Here is a 19,237-nt window from a genome sequence, read left to right as displayed (position 1 = left end):
CGGCCCTGCCCCTTACAGTTCCAGATCGTGGTCCTTGCGGCGCAGCTCGTGCTGGGGCGTGTCGCGCTCGTGCAGGCGCTCTTTCGCCAGCTCCGCCTGCCGCGTGGTCAGCCCCATGCTCTCGTGCGTCTCAGCCGCGGCCACCAAGGCTTTCGCGATCTCGCGCCGCTGCCCGGCCTCGGGGAAGTCGAGGGCGAGCACCCGGTCGTCCCCGGCGGCGATGCGCTCCATCACGTTCTCCCCGTAACGCTCCTTCAGGTCAGTGGCGAAGCGTTCGGCATGATCCTCATGCTCGAACTCGACGCGGCCGTTCTGACGGTGGACCGCCGTCAGCGACTCAAGGGTTCGGGTAAGGCGGTCGTTCTCATGGCGGTGGTCGATCTCAAGAGCATTGTTCAGCGCCTTGGCGGCTGAGGCATAGAAGCGGTCCACCAGATCAGCGGCCTCGTGGCGCTCCTCCTCGCGGTCAAGGTCGAGATTGCGCGCCTTCGAGACAGCCAGAAGATCTTGCTTCACCCATTCCCGCTCCTGCCAGGCGTTCGCGGCGGGATGCTCCAGGCGACGCTCCATCGTCTCCCGGTTGATTCCGATGGTCGTCGCGGCCTCGGTAATGGCCGACCTGACCTCGTGCGCTGCTTCTGCGGTCAGGTCTTTCGTGATCTTGCCGCGTGTGATCTCGTCGTCCAGCACCTGCGTCTGGTAAAGCTCCGAGCGCGGCGCGCGCATGACAAGCTCGGCCCCGTGCGCGTCGCCCAGGTCGCGCATGATCTCCATCGTGACCTCGGCCAGCTCATGCCGCATCTCTCGCCGATCCTCGGGCGTCATCGCGGAAATCTGCCGCTCGGCGTTGTCCAGCCAGCTCGTGAACACGCCATCGAGCTCCTGACGGGTGTGTGCGGTCTCAAGGTCCATCGTGGCGATCTCCAGGGCTTTCGGGGTCAGGATTCCGCCCGTCTCGAGGATGTGCGCCGCCCGCTCCATGCGGGTCGCCACATCCTCAAGCCGGGAAAGGCTGGCAAGGGAGGCCAGCAGGCGCAGCGTGGCAGCGCTGCGGCTCACGGTCGCAAGTCCGTCCTCGAGCGCCTTGCCGTGGCGCCGCCGCTCCGGGGCTGCGCCCTCGATCTCAGCGCGGCTCATGCCGTAAGACAAGATGCCGCGCTCGAGCCGCGACGAGGCATCCAGCTCCACGCCCATGTCGGCGGCGATTTCGACCAGGCGCTCCTTCATCATGGCGAGATTGAACTCATGCTCCTTCGCCATGTAGAACCACTGACCCTGCTCGAGCCCACGATTGTTCACGACGATGTGAACGTGCGGATGCGCCCGGTCAGTGTGCAGTGCCGCGACATAGGCCCATTCGTCCTCGACATGGGCGCCGGACTGGAACATCTCGAAAGCCCATTCCTCGGCAATGCGGAGCGCCTTCTTCGCGGAGAGGTCTGCCGGGAAAGACAGCAGCAGATGGCTGGTGTGGCCGTTCCTCGGCTCGCCAGTCCAGGCGTCGGACCACTCCTGCGCCATGTCCCGGCGCTGCTCGGCCGACAGCGCCCGCGCCTCCGGCTCAAGCTCGACCATGTTGCCGAACACCGCTTCGGACTTGCTGAACAGGTAGTCGAACTGTGCCGCCAGACGCGCGCCGGTGTGGGTGCCACCTCGGCTGATCTTCTTCAGCACGGCGGCATTCGAGCCCTGCGCAACCCGCCACAGGTTGCGCGCCTGCGCGGAGAACAGCGACCCCCCTGCCCTGCCCCGTCGGACCTTGCCGACGCCGGTGTCCCTGACGCGCCCGCCCCCACCCCGGCCGAGGCGGATTTCACCGATCAGGTCCTCTGCGAGGCTATCCACGCTCGGCCTCGATGAACTTCTGGAACAGCCGCGTGCCGCGCCGCCGCTGCTCGTCCACCACTGCCTGAAGGTAGATCCGCACTCCCGGCAAGGCCCGCCGCACTGCGTTGAGCGCTTTCCACTCCTGCCGGGCAAGGTCGATCCGGCCCTTGTTCGCGGCAAGCGCGATCTGGTTCACGTTGACGCCGATCTTGTGCAGTTCGGCCTTCACCTCGGTCAGCTTCTCGGCCGTCACTGGGTCGAACTCCAGCATCCCCGACGCCGACCGGACCAAGGCACGAAGCGCGTCGGAGTTGGACCCGAACCCGAAGCGGGCTTTCAGCCACTCAAGCGACTCGAGCTCGGCCGGTGACAACCGCGCCGACACCGGCTTGCCCTCCGTGGTCGCGCTGTCCCGGGTGCGGACCTCGCTCTGCTTCACCGCCGCCACCGTCCCAGGCGGCGCCCCTACGGTCTCCGCCACGGTCCTCACGCTTCCACCCTGCCGCAAGCGGCGGATGGCCTCATCTCGCTCGGTCGGGGTCAGGTTTCGACGCGTCACGCGGGGCTGAATCCAGATTTGTAAACATTGTGCATTTCCTGCCAAACCAACCTTCCTCTTTTCTCTTCTTCGGTCAACCGATCATCAGCCGGCACTAAAACCGTCTTCAAGCGATACGCCTGCGCGTCCGAGAGTCGCCACAGCTGAATTTCTGCATGGCCTATCGACTTCACATCTTCATATCTGCACGTGCAGCTCTGCCGAGTATAAACAACTGTCCGTTTACAGAGCTTCACGGCTGAACGTCTTCTCCGCTTCTTACCTTCACCGCTTGACATAGCTGCAGCGTTACGTCTGCACATTTGCACATCCTCATAGAGGCGAAGCTACATGTCGTCGTGTCTTTCAGGCGACACCTCGCCACTCCTGCACATCGCCAAGATTGACGGGCTGTCCGTAGGCACAGCTATATAATGACGTAGCAACGGAGCTACACGTCTTCACCGCTGCACGGCCACATAGTGCGAAGCAGCGTAAAAACAAGCGGGGCAGGGATGAGCAAGGGCGTTCGGGTAATCGCGGTTATCAGTCGCAAGGGCGGCTGCGGGAAGTCGACGCTGGTGCGCGGGCTGGCAAGCGCTGCCGTCGCGCGTGGCGAGCGCGTGACGGTCTTTGACACCGACAGCAGCCAGAGCATCTACGGTTGGATGAAGGTGGCAAAGCAGCTCGGCAACTGGAACGACCGAGCCGAAGTGATCCACACCTATGATCCCGAGGAAATCACCGCTCGCCTTGACGCCATCTATGCCGAACCTCCCCACGACCACCTGGTCCTGATCGACACCTTCGGCGGCTCAAGCGAAGCCTTGGACGATGTGGTGTTGCAGGCTCACCTGATCGTTGCTCCGGTCAGGCCCGGCCGCGGTGACTACCTCGAAACGATGCAGACGCTCATGTGGCGCGAGCGCCTGAAAGGACGCGTGGACGATCCTGCGAGCGTGCCGGAATACCGTGTGGTCATCAACGCCGTGTCGGCCGAGCCGAGCGCCACCGAGCGACAGGGTATCGAACAGATTTTCCAGACCATGCCGGCCATTGAAGAGCCGATGATGGAGCGCAAGGCATACAAGCAGGTCGATGCGGAAGGCTTGCTCGGCGAAATCCGCGACAGCACCCGCAAGGGCATCGTCCAGAACCACCTGACGGCCGCCCTCCAGGAGATGGAGGCGATCCTTGAACTGTTCGAGGACGCCATGCTGACCGAGACGGAGGCAGTCTGATGGCCCTGCCGCGCAAGAAGCCCGCCAAGATATTCAAACGGGATCATGCCTTCGCGCAGACGATCGGCAAACCGACAGCCGGCAAGCCCAACCCCTTTGCCTTGGCCGCGGAGGGGCTGAAGGAGACGCTCGAGGCGTCGCTTTCAGCGGAAACGCCCTCTCCGCCGCTCCGTGAACCTGCACCGGAAGCTCGGCAGCTGGATGATGTGCCCGAGCTGCCTGCGACCACGGTCCCTGCTTCAGAGGTGCCCGATCCGCAGCCTGCCGAGGTAGCCCCGGTGCCTGAGCCACCGGCAACCCACCGCGCGGAAGCTGAAAAGGTCGAGGATGAAGTTGCCACAAAGACCGCGACCGAAGGGCACACGGGGGACGCAGCGCCGCCGGCCGCCAGGGCGCTGCCGGAAACCGGAAGGGCAGGGGACACCGCTGCCCCGGTAGAGCTGGCAATCACGATGTGGATTCCCAGCGATCTTGTCGAGCGCGCCGAGAAGTGGGGAGCGGCGATGCGGTTGCCCGCCGGGACCATACTGCGGCAAGCCTTTGCCAAGCTGAAGCCGGAGCTGGTGATCGAGCTGAGGTCGATCACGACGGGCGATGTTCACCTGGATCGTGCCGAGAGGGTCGGCCATCGGCTCCAGTCACGCTTGCGCTTCAGTCCTGCCGAGTTTGCCGACATGAAGGCGCGGCTCGATCCAGCGGACTTCGGCATCCTGCCCTCGATGCTGAACCACTACGCGCGCAATCGCTTTTCGTCTTTCCTCGATGAGCTGATGGCCGGCGCCGGTTACTGATTGAGAGATCCCCGCGGTCGCGGGGATCGCACCTCCGGGGGGATTCGGACGAGCCGAACGCCCCCGGCCTGGTGGGCCGCGCGAAGACGCGCGTCCGTCTCGGGAACCGCCGGTTCCCCCACGTAAGGCCGCGCGCTTGACGGGGACGAGGGGTTTCCCCGCCCTTCCTCCGCCTGCGGCTCCGTGCAGGCCGGGTGATCCCCCTCCCCTCGCCCCCTACGCGCAACCTTGCGCGGGTCCCCCTCCAGCCCTCGCCGGTGGGCAAGCCGGGAAGCGAGCCTCCCGGCGTTCTCCATTTCTTTTCAGCCGGGCCGACAAGGGGTTTCGGATGGAAAAGCGAAGACGGGCGAGGGCGAAGGGCAAGCGGCTGTTCGTGCGGGCGATTGCCGAAATCATTGATCCGGCCACCGGCCAAATCGTCGGCGCGCAGTATCAATGGAACACGGGCGAACGGCGGCTCGAATGGTTCGGAGAAAAGGTGGCCGACTATCGGCTGCGTCCCTTGGAGGGACAGGACGAACGCGGCGGGGCCGGAGCCTAGTCATCCTTGGCGACGGGCAGAGTGGTGATCTCGAGCAGCGGTTCCAGCCGGAAAATCCTGATCGGCTTGTCGTGCCACTCCTTCTGCGTCGCGCCCGTGTTCCAGCGGTAGAGCAACCCGGCCTCGCGGCCCGTGTCCGGGTCGATGATCCGGGCGACCACGGTGCAGAACAGCTTGCGCCCCCGCGTCTTCTTCACGGCTGCTTGCTCCTGTGTCATGTGATATGAAATGTATCATGCGATAGGTAGACGATCAACTTGCAATCAAATGATCCGTTTCGCATCACTCCCGCCCAGATCAGGGCGGCTCGAGCATTGGTGAAAATGGCGGCCGATGAGCTGGCGGGCCGCGCGAGCGTAGGCTTGGCGACGGTGCGCCGGGCTGAAAGCGACAGTGGGCCGAACACCTCGCCGGTCGTCCTGCACGCGCTCCGCGCTGCTCTTGAAGCGGCGGGGGTCGAGTTCATTCCGGCGAATGGCGGAGGGCCTGGCGTCCGCCTTAAGGGATCTGACTGGCCAAGGTCAGGGGCCGCGCCATAGCCCCGCGCCAAATCGGCAGGTCGTCGGGTTCGTCGCGCACTTCATAGATCATGGCGCGGCCCCGGTCGCGGGGTTGCTGTCGAACAGCGAAAGCTGCGGCGGTGCGGTACCGGTCTGCGCGGCGCAATGCAGGCACAGGATGGAGCGGACGGTCGTGGCCTCGCGCTCCCACAGCTTCCGCAAGGTGCGGGGCGTTCCACAATCCAATCGGTCGCTGTCATAGGACGGCCATTCGCGCTCGTCGCGCCAGTCGCGCGGGCTCCCGCGATAGGCGAGGGGGCGCCATTCGTAGAAGGTGGCCCGGCCGGCGCTGCCATGCTCGCAGGTGGCACGCTCGACCGCCTCCAGATGCGGGAAATGCGCGGCAACGATACGCCATTGATGCTTGCCGATGGAAAGCGGCTCCGAGGTCCACAGGACGGTATGCGGCTGACGGCAGGTCATGGGCTGGCCTCTGTTGGCTGCGGTGTGGCCGCGCGGGGCAGGGGGGTCGGGCCGCTCACGCGGCGGCCCTTTCCTTGGCGGCAATGGCGGAGTTCGTCGCCAGCAGCAGGTCGGCGGCCTTCTGCGCTTCGGTCGCGGCCTTGAAGATGGCGCGCTTGTCGTCCTGAAGCGCGCGCAACCAGCTTCCGACATAGGCCGCGGACTGATCGAAGTCGGGGGTCAGGCCGAGGCTGGCGCAAACCATGCAGTTGCCGATCTCCGCGATCAGTTCCTCGAAGGCGTAGGCTTTGCGGTCGGTGAAACGGCCCAGCCGGTCTAGGCGGCTCTCGTGGCCGGTCCAGTGGGTCGCTTCATGCGCGAGGGTGGCATAATAGCCGCCGACGCGGTGAAAGGTCGCAATCGGCGGCATGTGGATGAAGTCCTCGACGGGGTTATAATAGGCGCGCGGGTCGTCGCTGGTGCGGATTTCCGCGCCGGTCGCGGCAAAGAAAGCGTCAAGGGCGCGGTCGGCGGTGGTGCCAAGGTCGCGTGGCGCGTCAGCAGGGGTGCCGTAGAACTCGGCGGGCAGGCCGTCGATCTGCTCGGCGTTGAACACGCGATAGGCTTTCAGATACGGGATTTTCCGGCTGTTCTCGCCGCTCTCGTCATCACGCTCGAAGGTACCGTATTTGACGACGGTTGCGGATTTCTCGCCCTTGCGGACCTGCCCACCCGCTTCCTGCGCCTGGCGATAGGTGAACCAGTGCGCCGCGCGATAGCCCTTCTCGGTCGCGGTCAGCCAGAGCATCAGGACGTTGATGCCGCGATAAGGCTCGCCATTGGCGCGGCGGGGGAAGATCGCGCCGCCTGCATTTCCGGTCCACGGCTTGCGCCACGCCGGGGTGCCCGCCTCGATGCTGGCGATGATGGTATCGGTGACGTGCTGGTAAAGATCGAAAGCCATTTGCGGCACTCCTTTGCGACGGTCCCGCCTTGGTCTTTGCCTTGGTCGGGATGCCCATGATGGGCGGGGGGTCAGGCGAGGGCCGCGAAGCGCGTCCTCTCCTGAACCCCTGCCTCCCGGCGAGGGCAGGAGGGGGGCCCGCGCAAGGTTGCGCGTAGGGGGCGAGGGGAGGGGGATCACCCGGCCTGCACGCAGCGCGCCAGCGCGGAGGAAGGCCGGGGAAACCCCTCGCCCCCGTCAAGCGCGCGGCCTTGCGTGGGGGAACCGGCGGTTCCCAAGACGGACGCGCCCCTTGGCGCGGCCCACCAAACCGGGGGCGTTCGGCTTGCCCGAATCCCCCCGGATGGCGCGAGCCCCGCATCAGCGGGGATCTCAGAGCCTTCTTTCTTCTTTCCGAGGCACCGCGACAGGGGGATGGCCGGCAGTTACCCACAGCGGCTCGCTTTCCGTCGCTCCATGAAGGCGCGTCCAGCTCGCCGCTGTCGTGGCCGCAAGCGGCCCTTGGATAACTCCCTGTGTCCACTTGCGCGAAGGATCGTCACCCAAACGGGCTGAGACGCGCTCGCGCGGCTCGGGTGGAGGCCGCATTAACGGCCAGAACCAGAGCCTGGTCCCGGCTTGCCGGGACGCGCCCCGATCGTTCCTCCGAGAGCAAGTGAAGTTGGCGGCGTTCCGCCGACTTGTGCATCTCCGGACTCTTGTCAGTTCGTCGATGGTTGCGAGGTGGGTGCCTCCCCACTAGGCCGTCACCCGACGGCGGCAGAACCGCATCAAGGCAGGACGACGGTATTGAGCCTTCGATCATTCCGAGGACTAGGCACACTTATCGGGTGCGTCCTTCCCGAGCGCAGGCTGTTCATCCGATCCGGCAACCATGTCCGGTTCGTTCGCCTAGGCCCCGCGTTTCAGGCTTTCGCTTGGGCTGGTGGAACGTCCTTGGTGGTGTGGTGCCTGACGGTCACGTCTGTCCTGATCGTGGACTCGATCAGTTCCGTCAGCGTACGAGAGCAGGCCGTCCTTGAGGACCGCGTCCTCGCGCTCAGCAGGGAGCGCGACCAGCGGGCAATGGAAGCACGCGCCGCCCAACAGCGGTTTGCAGCCGCCATCGAGCAGATCTCGTCGATGCAGAGCGAGCTTCTAGCGCTCGAGTCCCGCAACCGCGAGATGGAGAGTGAGTTTCAGGTCGCCCGAGACACCCTGCGCCGTACCATGGAAGAGACCGGAGTCGCGCTCTCTGCGTCGACTGCGTCACAGGATCCAAAAGCTGACGAACTCGCCGGCACGCTCGACTTACTGACCCGCACCTTGGTCGAGACGGTGGACAAGCGCGACCAAGCCGCCGCCAAGACCAACGAGGCCCTTCGCCTCGCCGGCGAACTGGAGCTTGAGCTGCGGCTGAGGGAAGAGGAGAGCGATCGAATCCTGCGGCAGATCGAGGACACTCTGTTCGTCTCGGTCGAACCGTTCGACGAGATGCTCCGCGCGACCGGGCTTGACTCGGAGGCGTTACTCGCCTCCGTCAAGGGTGGCCATTCGTCCCATGAGGAGGCGCCGCTGGTTCGCATCGCGGTCTCCACGAAGGGCAAGGCCTCGCTGGAGGACGCGACCGTGCGCGCGAACCGCATCGTCGACCGGCTCGACGAACTCGACCACTACCGCCTGGCCCTTGAATCCGTGCCGCTCGCCATGCCGGTGCAAGACGCCTTCCGGTACACCTCACCCTTCGGCCCGCGCTGGGGACGAATGCACAAAGGCGTGGACATGGCCGGGCCTGTCGGCACCCCCGTCTACGCCACGGCCGATGGGGTCGTCACCTTCGCTGGCTGGCAGAACGGTTACGGTCGGATCGTCATCGTTCAGCACCCCTTCGGTCTGGAAACCCGCTACCCGCACCTCAACGCCACCCGCGTCAAGGTGGGCCAGGCGGTCGCGCGCGGCGAGCGGGTAGGTGACATGGGCAACTCGGGCCGCTCGACAGGACCCCACCTCCACTACGAGGTGCGCGTGAACGGCGAGGCAGTCGATCCGATGCGCTACATCCACGCCGGCCGAGACCTTCTCTGAGCAGGCCAGCGCGCACTTAAGATTCCACCGGAGGGTCGGGCCGCTCTGCCGTCGTGACACCGGGCATCCAGCGCGCCCATTACAAACCGGCTCAACGTTACCTTCACACGACAGGCCTTTTCGATCCGGGGCGTCAGGATTGATCTGTCGGTTACGGATAAATCAGGACCGGAATACCCGGCCGCAGCATGGCATAGATGTCTTCGATCTCATCATCCCGGACGGCGATGCACCCCGCGGTCCAGTCTCGATTCCCGCGAGCCAGCTTGTTCCCTTCCGGTCCGCGACCATGGAACATGATATCGCTCCCGGCGCTGAGATTGAATTGCGCTGCATATTCCCGATCACGCTCGTTCGGATAGGAAATCCCGACCGAAAGATGATAGCGACTTTGAGGATTGAAGCGATCAACGAAATAGATCCCCTCCGGTGTCTTGCCGTCACCTTCGAATTGCTTATGGCCAAGCGGTTGAAATCCCAGGCCGAAGTCATAAGATTTCAATATAGTGTTCCCGCTCAGCAAATACATGTGCCGCCGCCCCTTATAGACAACGACCTGCGTGACCGGGGGGCCAGAATATCGCTTGAGCTGCGGCTCTCGGACTCCACACGCTGCCAATGCAGCAAGAGCCATCAGCGAAAACCCACGTCGGCTCAGTTTCATCATTCAGAGATGCTCCACATTGGGCGGAAAGGATGTAACTTGCGGAACTTGGTCAAAGGTCCGCCGCAGGGTAGCGACTGAAAATCTCGCTACTGCCGTCGTTGCTGACCAGAAGGACCTCATAAGCCTCACGCTTATCTTCCGGGCCCATGCCAGGGCTGCCATATGGCATGCCCGGCACCGCAAGACCTGCCGCATCCGGCCGCTCCTGCAGCAATCTGCGGATGTCAGCGGCCGGCACATGACCTTCAATAAAATATCCCTCAATCTGGCCAGTATGGCAGGACTGGTGGGATATCGGGACGCCCAAATTAATCTTGTGCTGGATCAAGAGAGTGCCAAGGCTCTTTTCTGATGTGACAGCGAACCCGTTTTCACGAAGATACTCCGTCCACTTCACACAGCACTCGCATCCCACACCCTCCACGACATGTATGTCTGTGTTCTGCGTCTGAGCAGCCGCTGCACCATACGTGCCCAACAAGATCAATGTGAATAGTCTGATGCGAGTTGCCATCGCCGTAACAGCGAGATTTCTCATTTTTTGGCCCTCTCTATTATAGCCGAACTTTCCACGGACCGTTCGATTGACTTCAGACGAGAACGGCGCAGTCTCGAACAACTGCGCCGATGCCATGTTCTAGAATATAGCAACCTGAGTGCCGACCTCGGCCATGCCATAAAGTTCGGTGATATGTTCGTTGTACAGCCCATAGCATCCATTCGATGAACGCCGGCCGATCTTCCTGGTGTCATGAGTGCCATGTATAAGATAGGCTGGCCATGACAGATACAGGCCGTAGGGCCCAAGCGGATTATCTGGATCTCCTCCCTCCACGCGCAGTGGCAGGTCAGGGGTGCGCCGACGCATGTCAGGTGTCGGCGTCCAAGGAGGGTTCTTGGCCTTGCGAACGATTTCGGTCAGGCCGCGCTTGGTCAGATCTTCGGATACCGGGATTGAACACGGATAGACGCGATAGATAGTCTCGTCGCCATTCCAGTAGTGCAGCGCCTTCGAGTTGATGTCGGCGAGGATCACGCCGGCGCCTATGTCGCTGAAGAACTCGCTCCAGTGCCTGGAACGGAAAGACGAGATGTTGCGGCGGTTATCGGCTTCGGGGTCGATCTGATACACGCCGACATCGGGCGCGCGGCCCTGCTCGGCATTGCCGTAGACGGGAAGGCCGGTACTCGGGTCGATTTGCTGCGCATTGGCGCCCAAGGCGCCATATCCCGCTGCAAAAAGGCCACCGACAAAGCTTCGGCGGCTCAGGCCAAAGGCTGCAAGTCCTCGTGTTTTCATGGTCACTGTCCGGTTTTTCTGCTTGTTTAACGCTTGTTTGGCTTGAAAATTTCGCCAATTGGCGTGCGGCTTCTAAAGCGATCGGCTGGATCAGAAACGATTGGGATCGCCGGGTCAGAAGCTGGATATCCGCGCGCTTTTGGCGGCTCTGCTCTGATCGCGCACGGCGCTCTCCGACACCGGGGAACACATCCAGCGGCAGCTTATGGAATTGGCCGCTGTATAACTCAGGGTAAGGGGAGTTTACGCTCCAATACCGCGCTTGATCAGGCAGTATGAAGTCTGGGAGGCCGTTCTTGCAATGGCGGACTGATCCCGTTCAAGCTTAATGCAGAAAGCAAAGCTCGGGCCTTTACCGCAACCTGAGTTGACGGATTCGTTAGAAAGTCAGGGGTAATGGCTGTGAGTGCCAGACAAGCCCAGTCGCAGGTCGTGCCATCCTTCTCAGGGTCGCCTTCAACTGTGCAAGACAAGCAGTCGGCGTAGATTAGAGAAGCTTCCCCGGCCGGCTCTTCCGGCATCTTTTGAACCGCCAGTCGTGTATCCACACTGAGGCTATGTGCCGTTGCCGCAAGCAGCGCGACATTCAATGTGAGAGCGGTGAAGATAACCACTAACATGCGCAGCATGGTTGAAGGGTAGCGGGGCGGGAGCTTGGTGTCCATCGGAGCGGGATAGCAAAACCGTGTGCAGGAGTGGACGCTTTGACCCAGGCAATGGAACGATCCGTAGGCGATGGACTATCCCTGTTGTGTTGCCTCGACAACCGCCTCCCGCACCAATTCCGCCAGGATCTGGAAGCTGACATCGGTCAGTTCTTGTCCATCAAGGTAGAAGGTCGGGGTCGCACGCACCCCGAGTGCCTCGATATCGGCCCGATCCTGTGTCAGGATCGCAACGGTTGCGGGATATTTCGTCTCGATGTCGCGGGTCGAAATGTCGAGGCCGGCCGCTTCCGCAGCATCCCAGGCGATGTCCAGATTCGGCCTGTCATGCCGCGCCCAAGCCGGCTGGCTCTCGAGCAACGCATTGAGCACCGGCTCGAACAAGTCCTGGCGCCGCGCGGCCTCCAGAATTGCCACGGCTTCGTCCGAACCCTGATGGAATGCCGCATAACGCATGACGATGCGCAGGCTATCTGGGAATTCAGCCCGCAACTGCTTCAGCACCGGATGAAAGGCGCGGCAGGCCTCACAGGAAGGATCGAAAAATTCGACGAGTGTGACCGGCGCGTCTTCCGGTCCGAGGACGGGCGCCGAGGGACGCAGGAGAAGCGTATTAGCGTCAGGGATGGCGGCGGCGCGCGCCTCGGCTTCAGCGGCGGCTTCGCGGGCCTGCATGTCCCTGACCAACCAGGAGCCGCCGGCGAAGGCGGCAAGACCAAGGGCGGATGCGCCCAGAACGAGGCTGCGACGGTTCATGCGGATCGTCCTTTCGGCAGAAGAAACAGGGTGATTGCGGCAAAGGCCGCGAGCGACAGGAAAGGGATTGGCAGGCCGAGGATGCTCTGCCCGGCCCGGTCAGTGCAGGAGGGGCCATTCGCCGTGCAAGGCAGCACAGGTTCGGGGATCCATCCCGCGTAGAGGCCTGAATGCCATGCGGCAATCACGAGTCCCCCCACAGCCAGCGGCAGGGCGTAAAGCCGTCCGCGCGGATCGGCGGTCCAGAGGGCGACCCCAAGGACGGGTGCCAGCGGGAACATGGCGATGCGCTGATACCAGCAAAGAGTGCAAGGCATCTGGCCCAGCACCTCGCCGATAAAAAGTGCCGACAGTGTAGCCAGAAGCGCGACCAGAAAGGCGAAGGTCTGCCGCGTATTGATGTCAGCCAACGGAGGCTCCGGTCTTCTGGGGGCGCTTCATCCCAGCCAGCAGGATGGCGACCGCACCAAGGAAGATCGCGGCGTCTGCACCATTGAAGGCGGGCCAGTGCCAGCCGCGCCAGTAGAAGTCCAGAAAGTCGGTCACCGCGCCTTGGCGCAGCCGGTCTATGATATTGCCGCTGGCGCCTCCGACGATCAGCGCGAAGCCCGCGCGTTCCAGAGGCAACCGCGCCCTGAGTCCCAACCAAGTTAGAAAGATGGCGAGCGCGCCGGTCAGTGCGGCCATGACCATCGGCCTGTCGGCCATGGTGTTGTCGAACATGCCGAAGCTTGCGCCGGTATTGAAACCGAGCGTCAGATTGAACCCGGGAAAGACAGGCACAGGCACGTGGTGATCGAGCATTGCCAGCGCCGCGGTCTTGGTCACCTGATCCAGAACCAGCGCCAGGACAGCAAGGCCGATGAAGGAGGGCGACCGCATCACGCATCTCCCTTATGCCAGCCGAGCCAGCGGGTGAACTCAGCCACGCCGATCCGCCAGGAGGCAACCGCGATGAAAAACATGGATGAAACCTCGTAGGCCGCGCTCAAGACAGGACGCGCCGGATCTTCGGCAGGGCGGAGGCACGGTCCTCGTGGTAGTCGATGATGCTGCCGAAGCGTCCGTCTGCGCGGAACAGGAGCACGCCCGAGGTGTGGTCCATGGTGTAGTCGTCCTCGCCCAGGGGACGCCTCTCGACCCGCACCCGGAACGCCTCGGCCACTCTCGCGATCTCCTTGGGAGTGCCGGTGTATCCCGTGATGCGAGGGTCGAAGTAGGTGAGGTAGTCAGCCAGTGCCGCAATCGTGTCCCGCTCAGGGTCGACGGTGATGAGCGCCACGTTGAGCAGGTCGGCCTCGGCACCGAGGCCATCGAGCCAGAGCGAGATGTCGCTCAGCGTCGTGGGGCAGACCTCCGGGCAGTAGGTGAAGCCGAAGAACACCAGACTCGGCCGGCCGACCCAGTCCGAGATCGTCACGCGACGCCCTCGATGGTCCGTGAGAGTGACATCCATCTCGCTCAGCGGCCGAGGCAGCTTGGGAGAAGGGCCGGCCGGCCGCGCCGCGCCGGGCCCGTCCACTTGCCACCAGCCCAGACCCAGCGTCCCCGCGCCGAGTGCCGTGACTGCACCTGCGCCGAGAAGGAGCCGGCGTGAGAGGTTCATTCCGCAGGTCCCGTGGCCCCCGGCCCGAACACCGGCACTTCCACCGTGATCTCACCCCCGGCCTCGAAAGTGAGCGTCAGCGGAAAGGTGGCGCCCTCCTTGAGAGGCGTGGTCAGCTCCATCAGCATGACGTGCATGCCGCCCGGCTCGAGCGTGAGTTCGCCGCCGGCGGGGATCTCGGCCGCCTCCACATGGGCCATCCGGGAGATGCCCTCGGAGAGGGTGGTCTCGTGCAGCATGGGCATGGCCGAGACCGGCGAGGACAGGCCGGTCAGACGGTCAGCCTCGTCGCCGAGGTTGCGGACGGTGAAGTAGGCGGCGCCCGGTCGCGAGCTGCCGATCGAGGCGCGCGCCCAGGCCGCATCGATCTCAAGGTCGCCCTGTCGGACGGGTTCGGCCTGGACGAAGCCGGCAGAGAGAGCGAAGGCAAGGACAGCAGCAACAGGAAGCTTCATGGCGATGATCCTTAGAGGCGGTTCTGGAGGTCGGCGAGGATGTCGGCCGCGGGCATGCCGTAGGCATACTGGCGCAGCCAGTCGCCATCGGGACCGATGAGGTAGAGCGCGGAGGCGTGCGCCATGCTGTAGCCGTCCGGCGCGGCCGCATCGTCCTCGCGCGCGAAGAAGACCTTGAAGCTCTCGGCAGCGGCCTGCGTCGCCTCGGGGCTGCCCGCCAAGCCCAGGATGGACGGATGGAACGCCGACGTAAACTCGGCCAGTTCCGCCCCGGCATCTCGCTCGGGATCCACGGAGATGAAGAGCGGCTGCACCCGATCGGCCTCGGACCCGAGGCCATCCATCACCTGCGCCACCTCCGAAAGGGTGGTAGGGCAGACGTCCGGGCAGTTCGTGAAGCCAAAGAACACCAGCTGGTAGCGCCCGCGGAAGTCCTCGCTCGTCACGGGGCGGGTTGCCGCGTCTTCCAGCCGGAACTCAGGGCGGAAGGCTTCCTGCGTCGCCTCCCCCGTGCCGCTCGCGCGCAGGCCGCCGGTCCAGGCAAGGGCAGCGAAGGCAATCAGCGCAAGCGCGGCCGCGGCCCACAACATCTTCTGTGCAAAAGTCAGTTTCATGACGGGCATCTACTCCAGATGAGGCCATGCCGTAAGACCTCAAGCCTTTGATGAGCATTTCGTCGCAGCCCGACGAAGGCCAGCGCGAAGGCCACCCGGAAGCCCAAGGCGGCGAGGCGATCCCGCCCCGTGGCGCGGCCGAAGAGCCAGACCGGACGCCCTGCGGCACGCGCGGCCCAGCTTGACGCCAGGAAGAACAGCGCAAGATAAAGCGCCAGCTACGCCTCCCGCTCGGGGTTGAAGCCCAGGAGCCTGAGCGCGTTCAGAGTCACGAGCACGGTGGCGCCCGTGTCCGCGAGAATGGCGATCCAGAGGCCGGTGAAGCCCAGCACGGTCGTGACCAGGAACACCCCCTTGAGCCCCAGCGCGATGGCGACATTCTGGCGGATGTTGCCCATGGCGGCGCGCGCAAGACGGATCTGGGCGGCCACGTCCGTCACGCGGTTCCTGAGCAGCGCCGCATCCGCCGTCTCGAGCGCCACGTCGGTGCCAGAGCCCATGGCCACGCCCACGCTCGCCGTCGCCAGCGCCGGGGCGTCGTTTATCCCGTCGCCCACCATCATGACGCCGCCCGCCTCGGCCATGGCCCTGATCTCCGCGACCTTGTCGTCGGGCATCAGCTCGGCGCGGTGCTCCATGCCGAGGCTGCCGGCGATGGCGGCCGCGGTCCGGGCGTTGTCGCCCGTCAGCATGACCGAGGTGACGCCGAGGTCCTTGAGCTGGCGGATGCCGTCACGGGCGTCCGCGCGCGGCTCGTCCCGAAGCGCCAGGAGGCCGAGGGCATGGCGCGAGCGGAACACGACCACCACCGTCTTGCCTTCTTCCTCAAGCGCCGTGGCCCGGCGGATGCCCTCGCTATCGAGCACACCCATTTCGGCGGCGGCGAAGCGGGGCGAGCCGACCCAGGCCTGCTCCCCTGCAACTACGGCCTCCACGCCCTTGCCGGCGAGCGCCTTGCCGCCCGAGGAGGGCAGCGGTTGAAGACCCTCAGCCTCGGCCCGCGCGGAGATCGCCTCGGCCAACGGGTGACTCGACCCGGCCTCGACGGCGGCGGCCACGGCTAGGAGTTCGGGCACGTCCGCGCCGAGCGGGACCACGTCGGTGACCTGAGGTCTGCCCACCGTCAGCGTACCCGTCTTGTCGTAAGCCACACGGGTGATCTTGGCCGTGGCCTCGATCACCGCGCCCCCCTTCATCAGGAGCCCGCGTCGTGCCCCCGACGAGAGAGCCGAGGCGATGGAGGCCGGTACCGAGATCACCAGCGCGCATGGGCAGCCGATGAGCAGGAGCGCCAGGCCGCGATAGACCCAGGTTCCCCAGTCCTGGCCGAAGGCCAGTGGTGGGACGAGGACGACGAGCAGCGCCACCCCTACCACGGCCGGCATGTAGACCCGGCTGAAGCGGTCGATGAAGCGCTCCGTGGGCGCGCGGGCGCTCTCGGCTTCTTCCACGAGGCGGATGATGCGGGCGATGGTGTTGTCCTCGGCCGCACGGGTCACGCGTACGCGCAGCGCGGCTTCGGCATTGATCGAGCCGGCGAAGACCGGCTCGCCCGGACCCTTGGTCTTGGGCACGCTCTCGCCGGTCACCGGGCTCTCGTCCACACCCGAGATGCCTTCCAGGATCTCGCCATCCGCCGGGATCCGGTCGCCTGGACGCACGAGCACGATCTGCCCGATCTGCAGGGAGGCTGCGCCCACCTGGCGCGTGGTGCCGTTCACCTCAAGGAGCGCTGTCTTCGGCACAAGATTCGAGAGCGCGCGGATGCTGGCACGGGCACGATTGGCTGCCACCCCTTCCAGGACCTCGCCCACGGCGAACAGGAACACCACGAGCGCCGCCTCCTCGGCCGCGTCGATGACCAGCGCCCCCGCGGCCGCGATGGTCATCAGCATCTCGATGGTGAAGGGCTGGCCCATGCGTGCGGCCGCAAAGGCCCGCCGCGCGATGGGCACGAGTCCGATCAGCGTGGCGAGAACGAAGGCCCAACGGCCAACATCGGCCGAGGTCAGCAACTCGAACCCCCAGGCCCCTGCGAGCAGGAGCCCCGTGATGATGACGAGCTGACCCTTGGACCGGCGCCACCAAGGCAGCTCCCGTTCGGCGGGATCGTCCTCGCGGTCCTCGGGCAGATCGCGGACCTGCTCGTGGGGTGCCGCTGCGGCGGCGCCCGAGGGCAGGACGAAGGGCTTGCGCTCCTTCACCGTGCCGCGCGGCGCGATGCCGTAGCCCAAGGACTTCACCGCCGCCTCCACCTTCTCGGGCGGCGTCCGCGCGGGATCGAGCGTGAGCGACAGCCGCTCGGTCATGGTGGCGATGTTCACCTGGCTCACGCCGGGCAACCGCTCCACCGCGCCTCGCACCTTGATGGCGCAGGACCCGCAGTCCATGCCCGACACGGTCCACTCGCGGCGCTCGCCTGCCTGATCCTCCACAGTCATGATGACCCTTTCTGCGCCGGAACGGCACCCTTGATTCGCATCCGGTTCGTGACCTAGCTCCTCTAGCTACTAGAGGTTCAAGAGGGCAGATGATGGTTTTCGAACGGAAAGCTGGGAACAGGTCGCCAGGGTCAAGGTGCCAACGATCCGCTGCTATGAGCAGATTGGCCTGCTGCCTGAGGTCGAGCGCAGCCGGGCAACCCACGGCTCGACGGGTCCAAGGCGCTTGAGCGGCTCCGCTTTATTCGCCACGCCCGCGAGTTGGGCTTTCCGCTGGAAGCCGTTCGCGAGGTCGAGGCGCTCAAGGCGGAGCGATAGTAGGCAAGAACCATCTGGGCTGATCACGCGTTCTGCGAACAACTGATTGTGAGACGCCAGACCTATGGAAATTTGGGCTGTCCTCCTGCTCGCGCTGCTGCCCGGCCTCGGAAACTTCGCCGGCGGCATGCTTGCCGAGTTCGGAGGCGCATCGCCACGTATGCTTAACTTTGCGCTCCACGCAGCATCCGGCATCGTGATCGGCATCGTCGCAGTCGAGCTTATCCCCGCGGCGCTCGAGGGCCTCGCCGGGTGGTGGATCGCTTTGGCGGTTGCGGCCGGCGGCGTTGCCTACGTTCTGATCGAGGCAGGCGTGGAGCGGCTGCAGCAGAAGAAGGGCACTGGCACCGATCGCACCAGCATGTGGATGATCTATGTCGCGGTTGCCGTGGACCTGACGGCAGACGGCGTGATGCTCGGGAGCGGGACGGCCGTCTCGTTGGCGTTCGGCGTGACGCTTGCTGCAGGTCAGGTGCTTGCCGATCTGCCCGAGGGCTTCGCAGCGGTGGCGGATCTGCGCGAGAACGGCGTGCCAAGGAAGCGCCGGATCATGCTCTCCGCTTCCTTCATTCTGTACTGCGTCGGGGCAGCACTTCTGGCCTACCTGCTGCTGCGCGGAGCGCCTGATGCCGCGAAACTCGCCGCGCTCGCCTTCGCCGCCGGTCTTCTTTCCGTCGCCGCCGTCGAGGACATGCTGGATGAGGCACATGAAGCGCGCGAGGATACGCACGGCTCCGTCCTCGCCTTCGTTGGTGGCCTTGCACTCTTCGTGCTGGTTTCAGCTGGACTGGAGACGGTGCTCGGGGATGATCCGCATGATCCAGCCCAGAACGAAGCGGTTCGATCGGAGGGCGAGAGATCTGCTGACCCTGCAGCGTGAGGCTGAGAAGTTCCTCGAAGTTCGACCAGCGCCACTCCGGCCTCCTCTCAACCGTCCATTGCCGCCTTCGATACAAAAATCTAGTGTCTCCAGCAACTATAGCTTTAGGAGGCTTGTAATGCTGACCATCGGAAAACTGGGGCAGGCCGCCGGGGTGAAGATCCCGACAATCCGCTATTACGAGCAAATCGGCCTGCTGCCCGCGCCGGAGCGCAGCGCTGGTAACCAGCGCCTCTACCCCCGGGCCGCGCTGGATCGGCTGGCATTCATCCGCCACTCGCGTGAATTGGGCTTTCCGCTTGAGGCGATCCGCGACCTGCTCAGCCTATCGGACAACCCCGACCAGTCCTGCGCTGCCGTCGATGACATTGCCCGCGTGCAGCTGTCTGAAACCCGCGCGCGGATCGCCCGGCTGCAAGCCTTGAAGGGCGAGTTGGAGCGTATGCTCGCCCAATGTGCCAGCGGGACCATTTCGGATTGCCGGGTGATCGAGACCTTGGCCGAGCGGTGCCATGGCCAGACAGAACTCGACGTGACGCCGGATCCTCTCTCGGGCGGGGCGAACGCATGATTGCTGTCCACGTGCTTGGGAAAGGGAGCGACCTGT

The 19,237-nt window shown here is 64.7% G+C and carries 21 protein-coding genes and 1 pseudogene; 7 read left to right on the top strand and 15 right to left on the bottom strand.

Annotated elements, in window-relative coordinates; genetic code table 11:
- Nucleotides 1-12: 12 nt before the first annotated feature.
- Nucleotides 13-1,845: a relaxase/mobilization nuclease domain-containing protein gene (locus tag BUB57_RS15440; protein WP_073068640.1), complete on the bottom strand. Its 1,833-nt coding sequence runs from the start codon at nucleotides 1,843-1,845 to the stop codon at nucleotides 13-15.
- Nucleotides 1,838-2,266, bottom strand: a complete 429-nt coding sequence (locus tag BUB57_RS15435; protein ID WP_159435581.1) for a DNA mobilization endonuclease VirD1/MobC family subunit — start codon at nucleotides 2,264-2,266, stop codon at nucleotides 1,838-1,840. Before BUB57_RS15435 ends, BUB57_RS15440 begins: the two co-directional genes overlap by 8 nt.
- Nucleotides 2,267-2,880: 614 nt before the next feature.
- Here BUB57_RS15435 and BUB57_RS15430 point away from each other — a divergent pair.
- From BUB57_RS15430 to BUB57_RS15420, 3 genes are all read left to right on the top strand, one after another.
- The gene (locus BUB57_RS15430) at nucleotides 2,881-3,606 is read left to right on the top strand and encodes a nucleotide-binding protein (protein ID WP_073068636.1); all 726 of its coding nucleotides are present in this window, start codon (nucleotides 2,881-2,883) and stop codon (nucleotides 3,604-3,606) included.
- Nucleotides 3,606-4,397 (top strand): hypothetical protein, encoded by a 792-nt coding sequence (locus BUB57_RS15425; protein WP_073068634.1) that lies wholly within the window; start codon nucleotides 3,606-3,608, stop codon nucleotides 4,395-4,397. The genes BUB57_RS15430 and BUB57_RS15425 overlap by 1 nt, the downstream gene beginning before the upstream one ends.
- A 328-nt stretch (nucleotides 4,398-4,725) precedes the next feature.
- Entirely contained in the window at nucleotides 4,726-4,938 is a 213-nt protein-coding gene (locus tag BUB57_RS15420; protein WP_073068632.1) for a hypothetical protein, read from the top strand.
- Here BUB57_RS15420 and BUB57_RS15415 read toward each other — a convergent pair.
- The 3 genes from BUB57_RS15415 to BUB57_RS15400 all read right to left on the bottom strand — a co-directional run bounded on the left by BUB57_RS15415 (nucleotide 4,935) and on the right by BUB57_RS15400 (nucleotide 6,864).
- Nucleotides 4,935-5,135, bottom strand: a complete 201-nt coding sequence (locus tag BUB57_RS15415; RefSeq protein WP_073068630.1) for a hypothetical protein — start codon at nucleotides 5,133-5,135, stop codon at nucleotides 4,935-4,937. The genes BUB57_RS15420 and BUB57_RS15415 overlap by 4 nt on opposite strands.
- Before the next feature lie 390 nt (nucleotides 5,136-5,525).
- Nucleotides 5,526-5,921, bottom strand: a complete 396-nt coding sequence (locus BUB57_RS15405) for a hypothetical protein (protein ID WP_073068627.1) — start codon at nucleotides 5,919-5,921, stop codon at nucleotides 5,526-5,528.
- Nucleotides 5,922-5,976: 55 nt separating this feature from the next.
- Entirely contained in the window at nucleotides 5,977-6,864 is an 888-nt protein-coding gene (locus tag BUB57_RS15400; protein ID WP_073068625.1) for an ArdC family protein, read from the bottom strand.
- Between the two features lie 789 nt (nucleotides 6,865-7,653).
- Between BUB57_RS15400 and BUB57_RS15395 the strand changes: the two genes are divergently transcribed.
- Complete coding sequence (locus BUB57_RS15395; RefSeq protein ID WP_234952111.1) at nucleotides 7,654-8,928, top strand: DUF5930 domain-containing protein; 1,275 nt, start codon at nucleotides 7,654-7,656, stop codon at nucleotides 8,926-8,928.
- 151 nt (nucleotides 8,929-9,079) lie between these two features.
- Here BUB57_RS15395 and BUB57_RS15390 read toward each other — a convergent pair whose 3' ends face one another.
- From BUB57_RS15390 to BUB57_RS15340, 10 genes are all read right to left on the bottom strand, one after another.
- Complete coding sequence (locus BUB57_RS15390; RefSeq protein ID WP_143159758.1) at nucleotides 9,080-9,595, bottom strand: L,D-transpeptidase family protein; 516 nt, start codon at nucleotides 9,593-9,595, stop codon at nucleotides 9,080-9,082.
- 49 nt (nucleotides 9,596-9,644) lie between these two features.
- Entirely contained in the window at nucleotides 9,645-10,133 is a 489-nt protein-coding gene (locus BUB57_RS15385; RefSeq protein ID WP_234952110.1) for a DUF411 domain-containing protein, read from the bottom strand.
- 99 nt (nucleotides 10,134-10,232) lie between these two features.
- A complete protein-coding gene (locus BUB57_RS15380) occupies nucleotides 10,233-10,895 on the bottom strand; it encodes a L,D-transpeptidase (protein ID WP_073068621.1) in 663 nt (220 codons plus the stop codon).
- A 740-nt stretch (nucleotides 10,896-11,635) separates the two neighbouring features.
- Complete coding sequence (locus tag BUB57_RS15375; RefSeq protein WP_073068619.1) at nucleotides 11,636-12,316, bottom strand: DsbA family protein; 681 nt, start codon at nucleotides 12,314-12,316, stop codon at nucleotides 11,636-11,638.
- Nucleotides 12,313-12,726, bottom strand: a complete 414-nt coding sequence (locus BUB57_RS15370; RefSeq protein WP_073068617.1) for a disulfide bond formation protein B — start codon at nucleotides 12,724-12,726, stop codon at nucleotides 12,313-12,315. Before BUB57_RS15370 ends, BUB57_RS15375 begins: the two co-directional genes overlap by 4 nt.
- On the bottom strand, nucleotides 12,719-13,198 hold the full coding sequence (gene lspA / locus BUB57_RS15365; protein ID WP_073068615.1) for a signal peptidase II: 480 nt from the start codon (nucleotides 13,196-13,198) through the stop codon (nucleotides 12,719-12,721). The genes BUB57_RS15370 and lspA overlap by 8 nt, the downstream gene beginning before the upstream one ends.
- A gap of 106 nt (nucleotides 13,199-13,304) precedes the next feature.
- Nucleotides 13,305-13,922, bottom strand: a complete 618-nt coding sequence (locus tag BUB57_RS15360) for an SCO family protein (protein WP_073068613.1) — start codon at nucleotides 13,920-13,922, stop codon at nucleotides 13,305-13,307.
- Nucleotides 13,919-14,377, bottom strand: coding sequence for a copper chaperone PCu(A)C (locus tag BUB57_RS15355; RefSeq protein WP_073068611.1), 459 nt, complete (start codon nucleotides 14,375-14,377; stop codon nucleotides 13,919-13,921). Before BUB57_RS15355 ends, BUB57_RS15360 begins: the two co-directional genes overlap by 4 nt.
- Before the next feature lie 11 nt (nucleotides 14,378-14,388).
- Nucleotides 14,389-14,991, bottom strand: a complete 603-nt coding sequence (locus BUB57_RS15350; RefSeq protein ID WP_073068609.1) for an SCO family protein — start codon at nucleotides 14,989-14,991, stop codon at nucleotides 14,389-14,391.
- Nucleotides 14,992-15,209: 218 nt separating this feature from the next.
- A complete protein-coding gene (locus BUB57_RS15340; RefSeq protein WP_073068607.1) occupies nucleotides 15,210-17,432 on the bottom strand; it encodes a heavy metal translocating P-type ATPase in 2,223 nt (740 codons plus the stop codon).
- A 136-nt stretch (nucleotides 17,433-17,568) separates the two neighbouring features.
- Here BUB57_RS15340 and BUB57_RS15335 point away from each other — a divergent pair.
- The 3 genes and pseudogenes from BUB57_RS15335 to BUB57_RS15325 form a co-directional block, all read left to right on the top strand.
- Nucleotides 17,569-17,735 (top strand): annotated as a pseudogene (locus BUB57_RS15335) (MerR family transcriptional regulator); the annotation flags it as partial.
- Between the two features lie 79 nt (nucleotides 17,736-17,814).
- A complete protein-coding gene (locus BUB57_RS15330) occupies nucleotides 17,815-18,630 on the top strand; it encodes a ZIP family metal transporter (RefSeq protein WP_073068604.1) in 816 nt (271 codons plus the stop codon).
- Between the two features lie 118 nt (nucleotides 18,631-18,748).
- Nucleotides 18,749-19,201 carry a MerR family transcriptional regulator gene (locus BUB57_RS15325; RefSeq protein WP_073068602.1) on the top strand — a complete coding sequence of 151 codons (453 nt, stop codon included), beginning with the start codon at nucleotides 18,749-18,751 and terminating at the stop codon, nucleotides 19,199-19,201.
- The last annotated feature ends 36 nt before the right edge of the window (nucleotides 19,202-19,237 follow it).

The organism is Paracoccus solventivorans (genome assembly GCF_900142875.1).
Classification (GTDB): domain Bacteria; phylum Pseudomonadota; class Alphaproteobacteria; order Rhodobacterales; family Rhodobacteraceae; genus Paracoccus; species Paracoccus solventivorans.
The sequence above is the reverse complement of the archived record's forward strand: the minus strand, read 5'-3'. Positions and strand labels throughout refer to the sequence as shown.

What these genes read in the sequence shown, in the direction of transcription:
- BUB57_RS15425 (WP_073068634.1), top strand. Translation starts at nt 3,606, where the DNA reads ATGGCCCTGCCGCGCAAGAAGCCCGCCAAGATATTCAAACGGGATCAT.
- BUB57_RS15400 (WP_073068625.1), bottom strand. Translation starts at nt 6,864, where the DNA reads ATGGCTTTCGATCTTTACCAGCACGTCACCGATACCATCATCGCCAGC.
- BUB57_RS15420 (WP_073068632.1), top strand. Translation starts at nt 4,726, where the DNA reads ATGGAAAAGCGAAGACGGGCGAGGGCGAAGGGCAAGCGGCTGTTCGTG.
- lspA (WP_073068615.1), bottom strand. Translation starts at nt 13,198, where the DNA reads ATGCGGTCGCCCTCCTTCATCGGCCTTGCTGTCCTGGCGCTGGTTCTG.
- BUB57_RS15430 (WP_073068636.1), top strand. Translation starts at nt 2,881, where the DNA reads ATGAGCAAGGGCGTTCGGGTAATCGCGGTTATCAGTCGCAAGGGCGGC.
- BUB57_RS15340 (WP_073068607.1), bottom strand. Translation starts at nt 17,432, where the DNA reads ATGACTGTGGAGGATCAGGCAGGCGAGCGCCGCGAGTGGACCGTGTCG.
- BUB57_RS15350 (WP_073068609.1), bottom strand. Translation starts at nt 14,991, where the DNA reads ATGAAACTGACTTTTGCACAGAAGATGTTGTGGGCCGCGGCCGCGCTT.
- BUB57_RS15390 (WP_143159758.1), bottom strand. Translation starts at nt 9,595, where the DNA reads ATGATGAAACTGAGCCGACGTGGGTTTTCGCTGATGGCTCTTGCTGCA.
- BUB57_RS15380 (WP_073068621.1), bottom strand. Translation starts at nt 10,895, where the DNA reads ATGAAAACACGAGGACTTGCAGCCTTTGGCCTGAGCCGCCGAAGCTTT.
- BUB57_RS15325 (WP_073068602.1), top strand. Translation starts at nt 18,749, where the DNA reads ATGCTGACCATCGGAAAACTGGGGCAGGCCGCCGGGGTGAAGATCCCG.
- BUB57_RS15330 (WP_073068604.1), top strand. Translation starts at nt 17,815, where the DNA reads ATGGAAATTTGGGCTGTCCTCCTGCTCGCGCTGCTGCCCGGCCTCGGA.
- BUB57_RS15385 (WP_234952110.1), bottom strand. Translation starts at nt 10,133, where the DNA reads ATGAGAAATCTCGCTGTTACGGCGATGGCAACTCGCATCAGACTATTC.
- BUB57_RS15355 (WP_073068611.1), bottom strand. Translation starts at nt 14,377, where the DNA reads ATGAAGCTTCCTGTTGCTGCTGTCCTTGCCTTCGCTCTCTCTGCCGGC.
- BUB57_RS15360 (WP_073068613.1), bottom strand. Translation starts at nt 13,922, where the DNA reads ATGAACCTCTCACGCCGGCTCCTTCTCGGCGCAGGTGCAGTCACGGCA.
- BUB57_RS15405 (WP_073068627.1), bottom strand. Translation starts at nt 5,921, where the DNA reads ATGACCTGCCGTCAGCCGCATACCGTCCTGTGGACCTCGGAGCCGCTT.
- BUB57_RS15375 (WP_073068619.1), bottom strand. Translation starts at nt 12,316, where the DNA reads ATGAACCGTCGCAGCCTCGTTCTGGGCGCATCCGCCCTTGGTCTTGCC.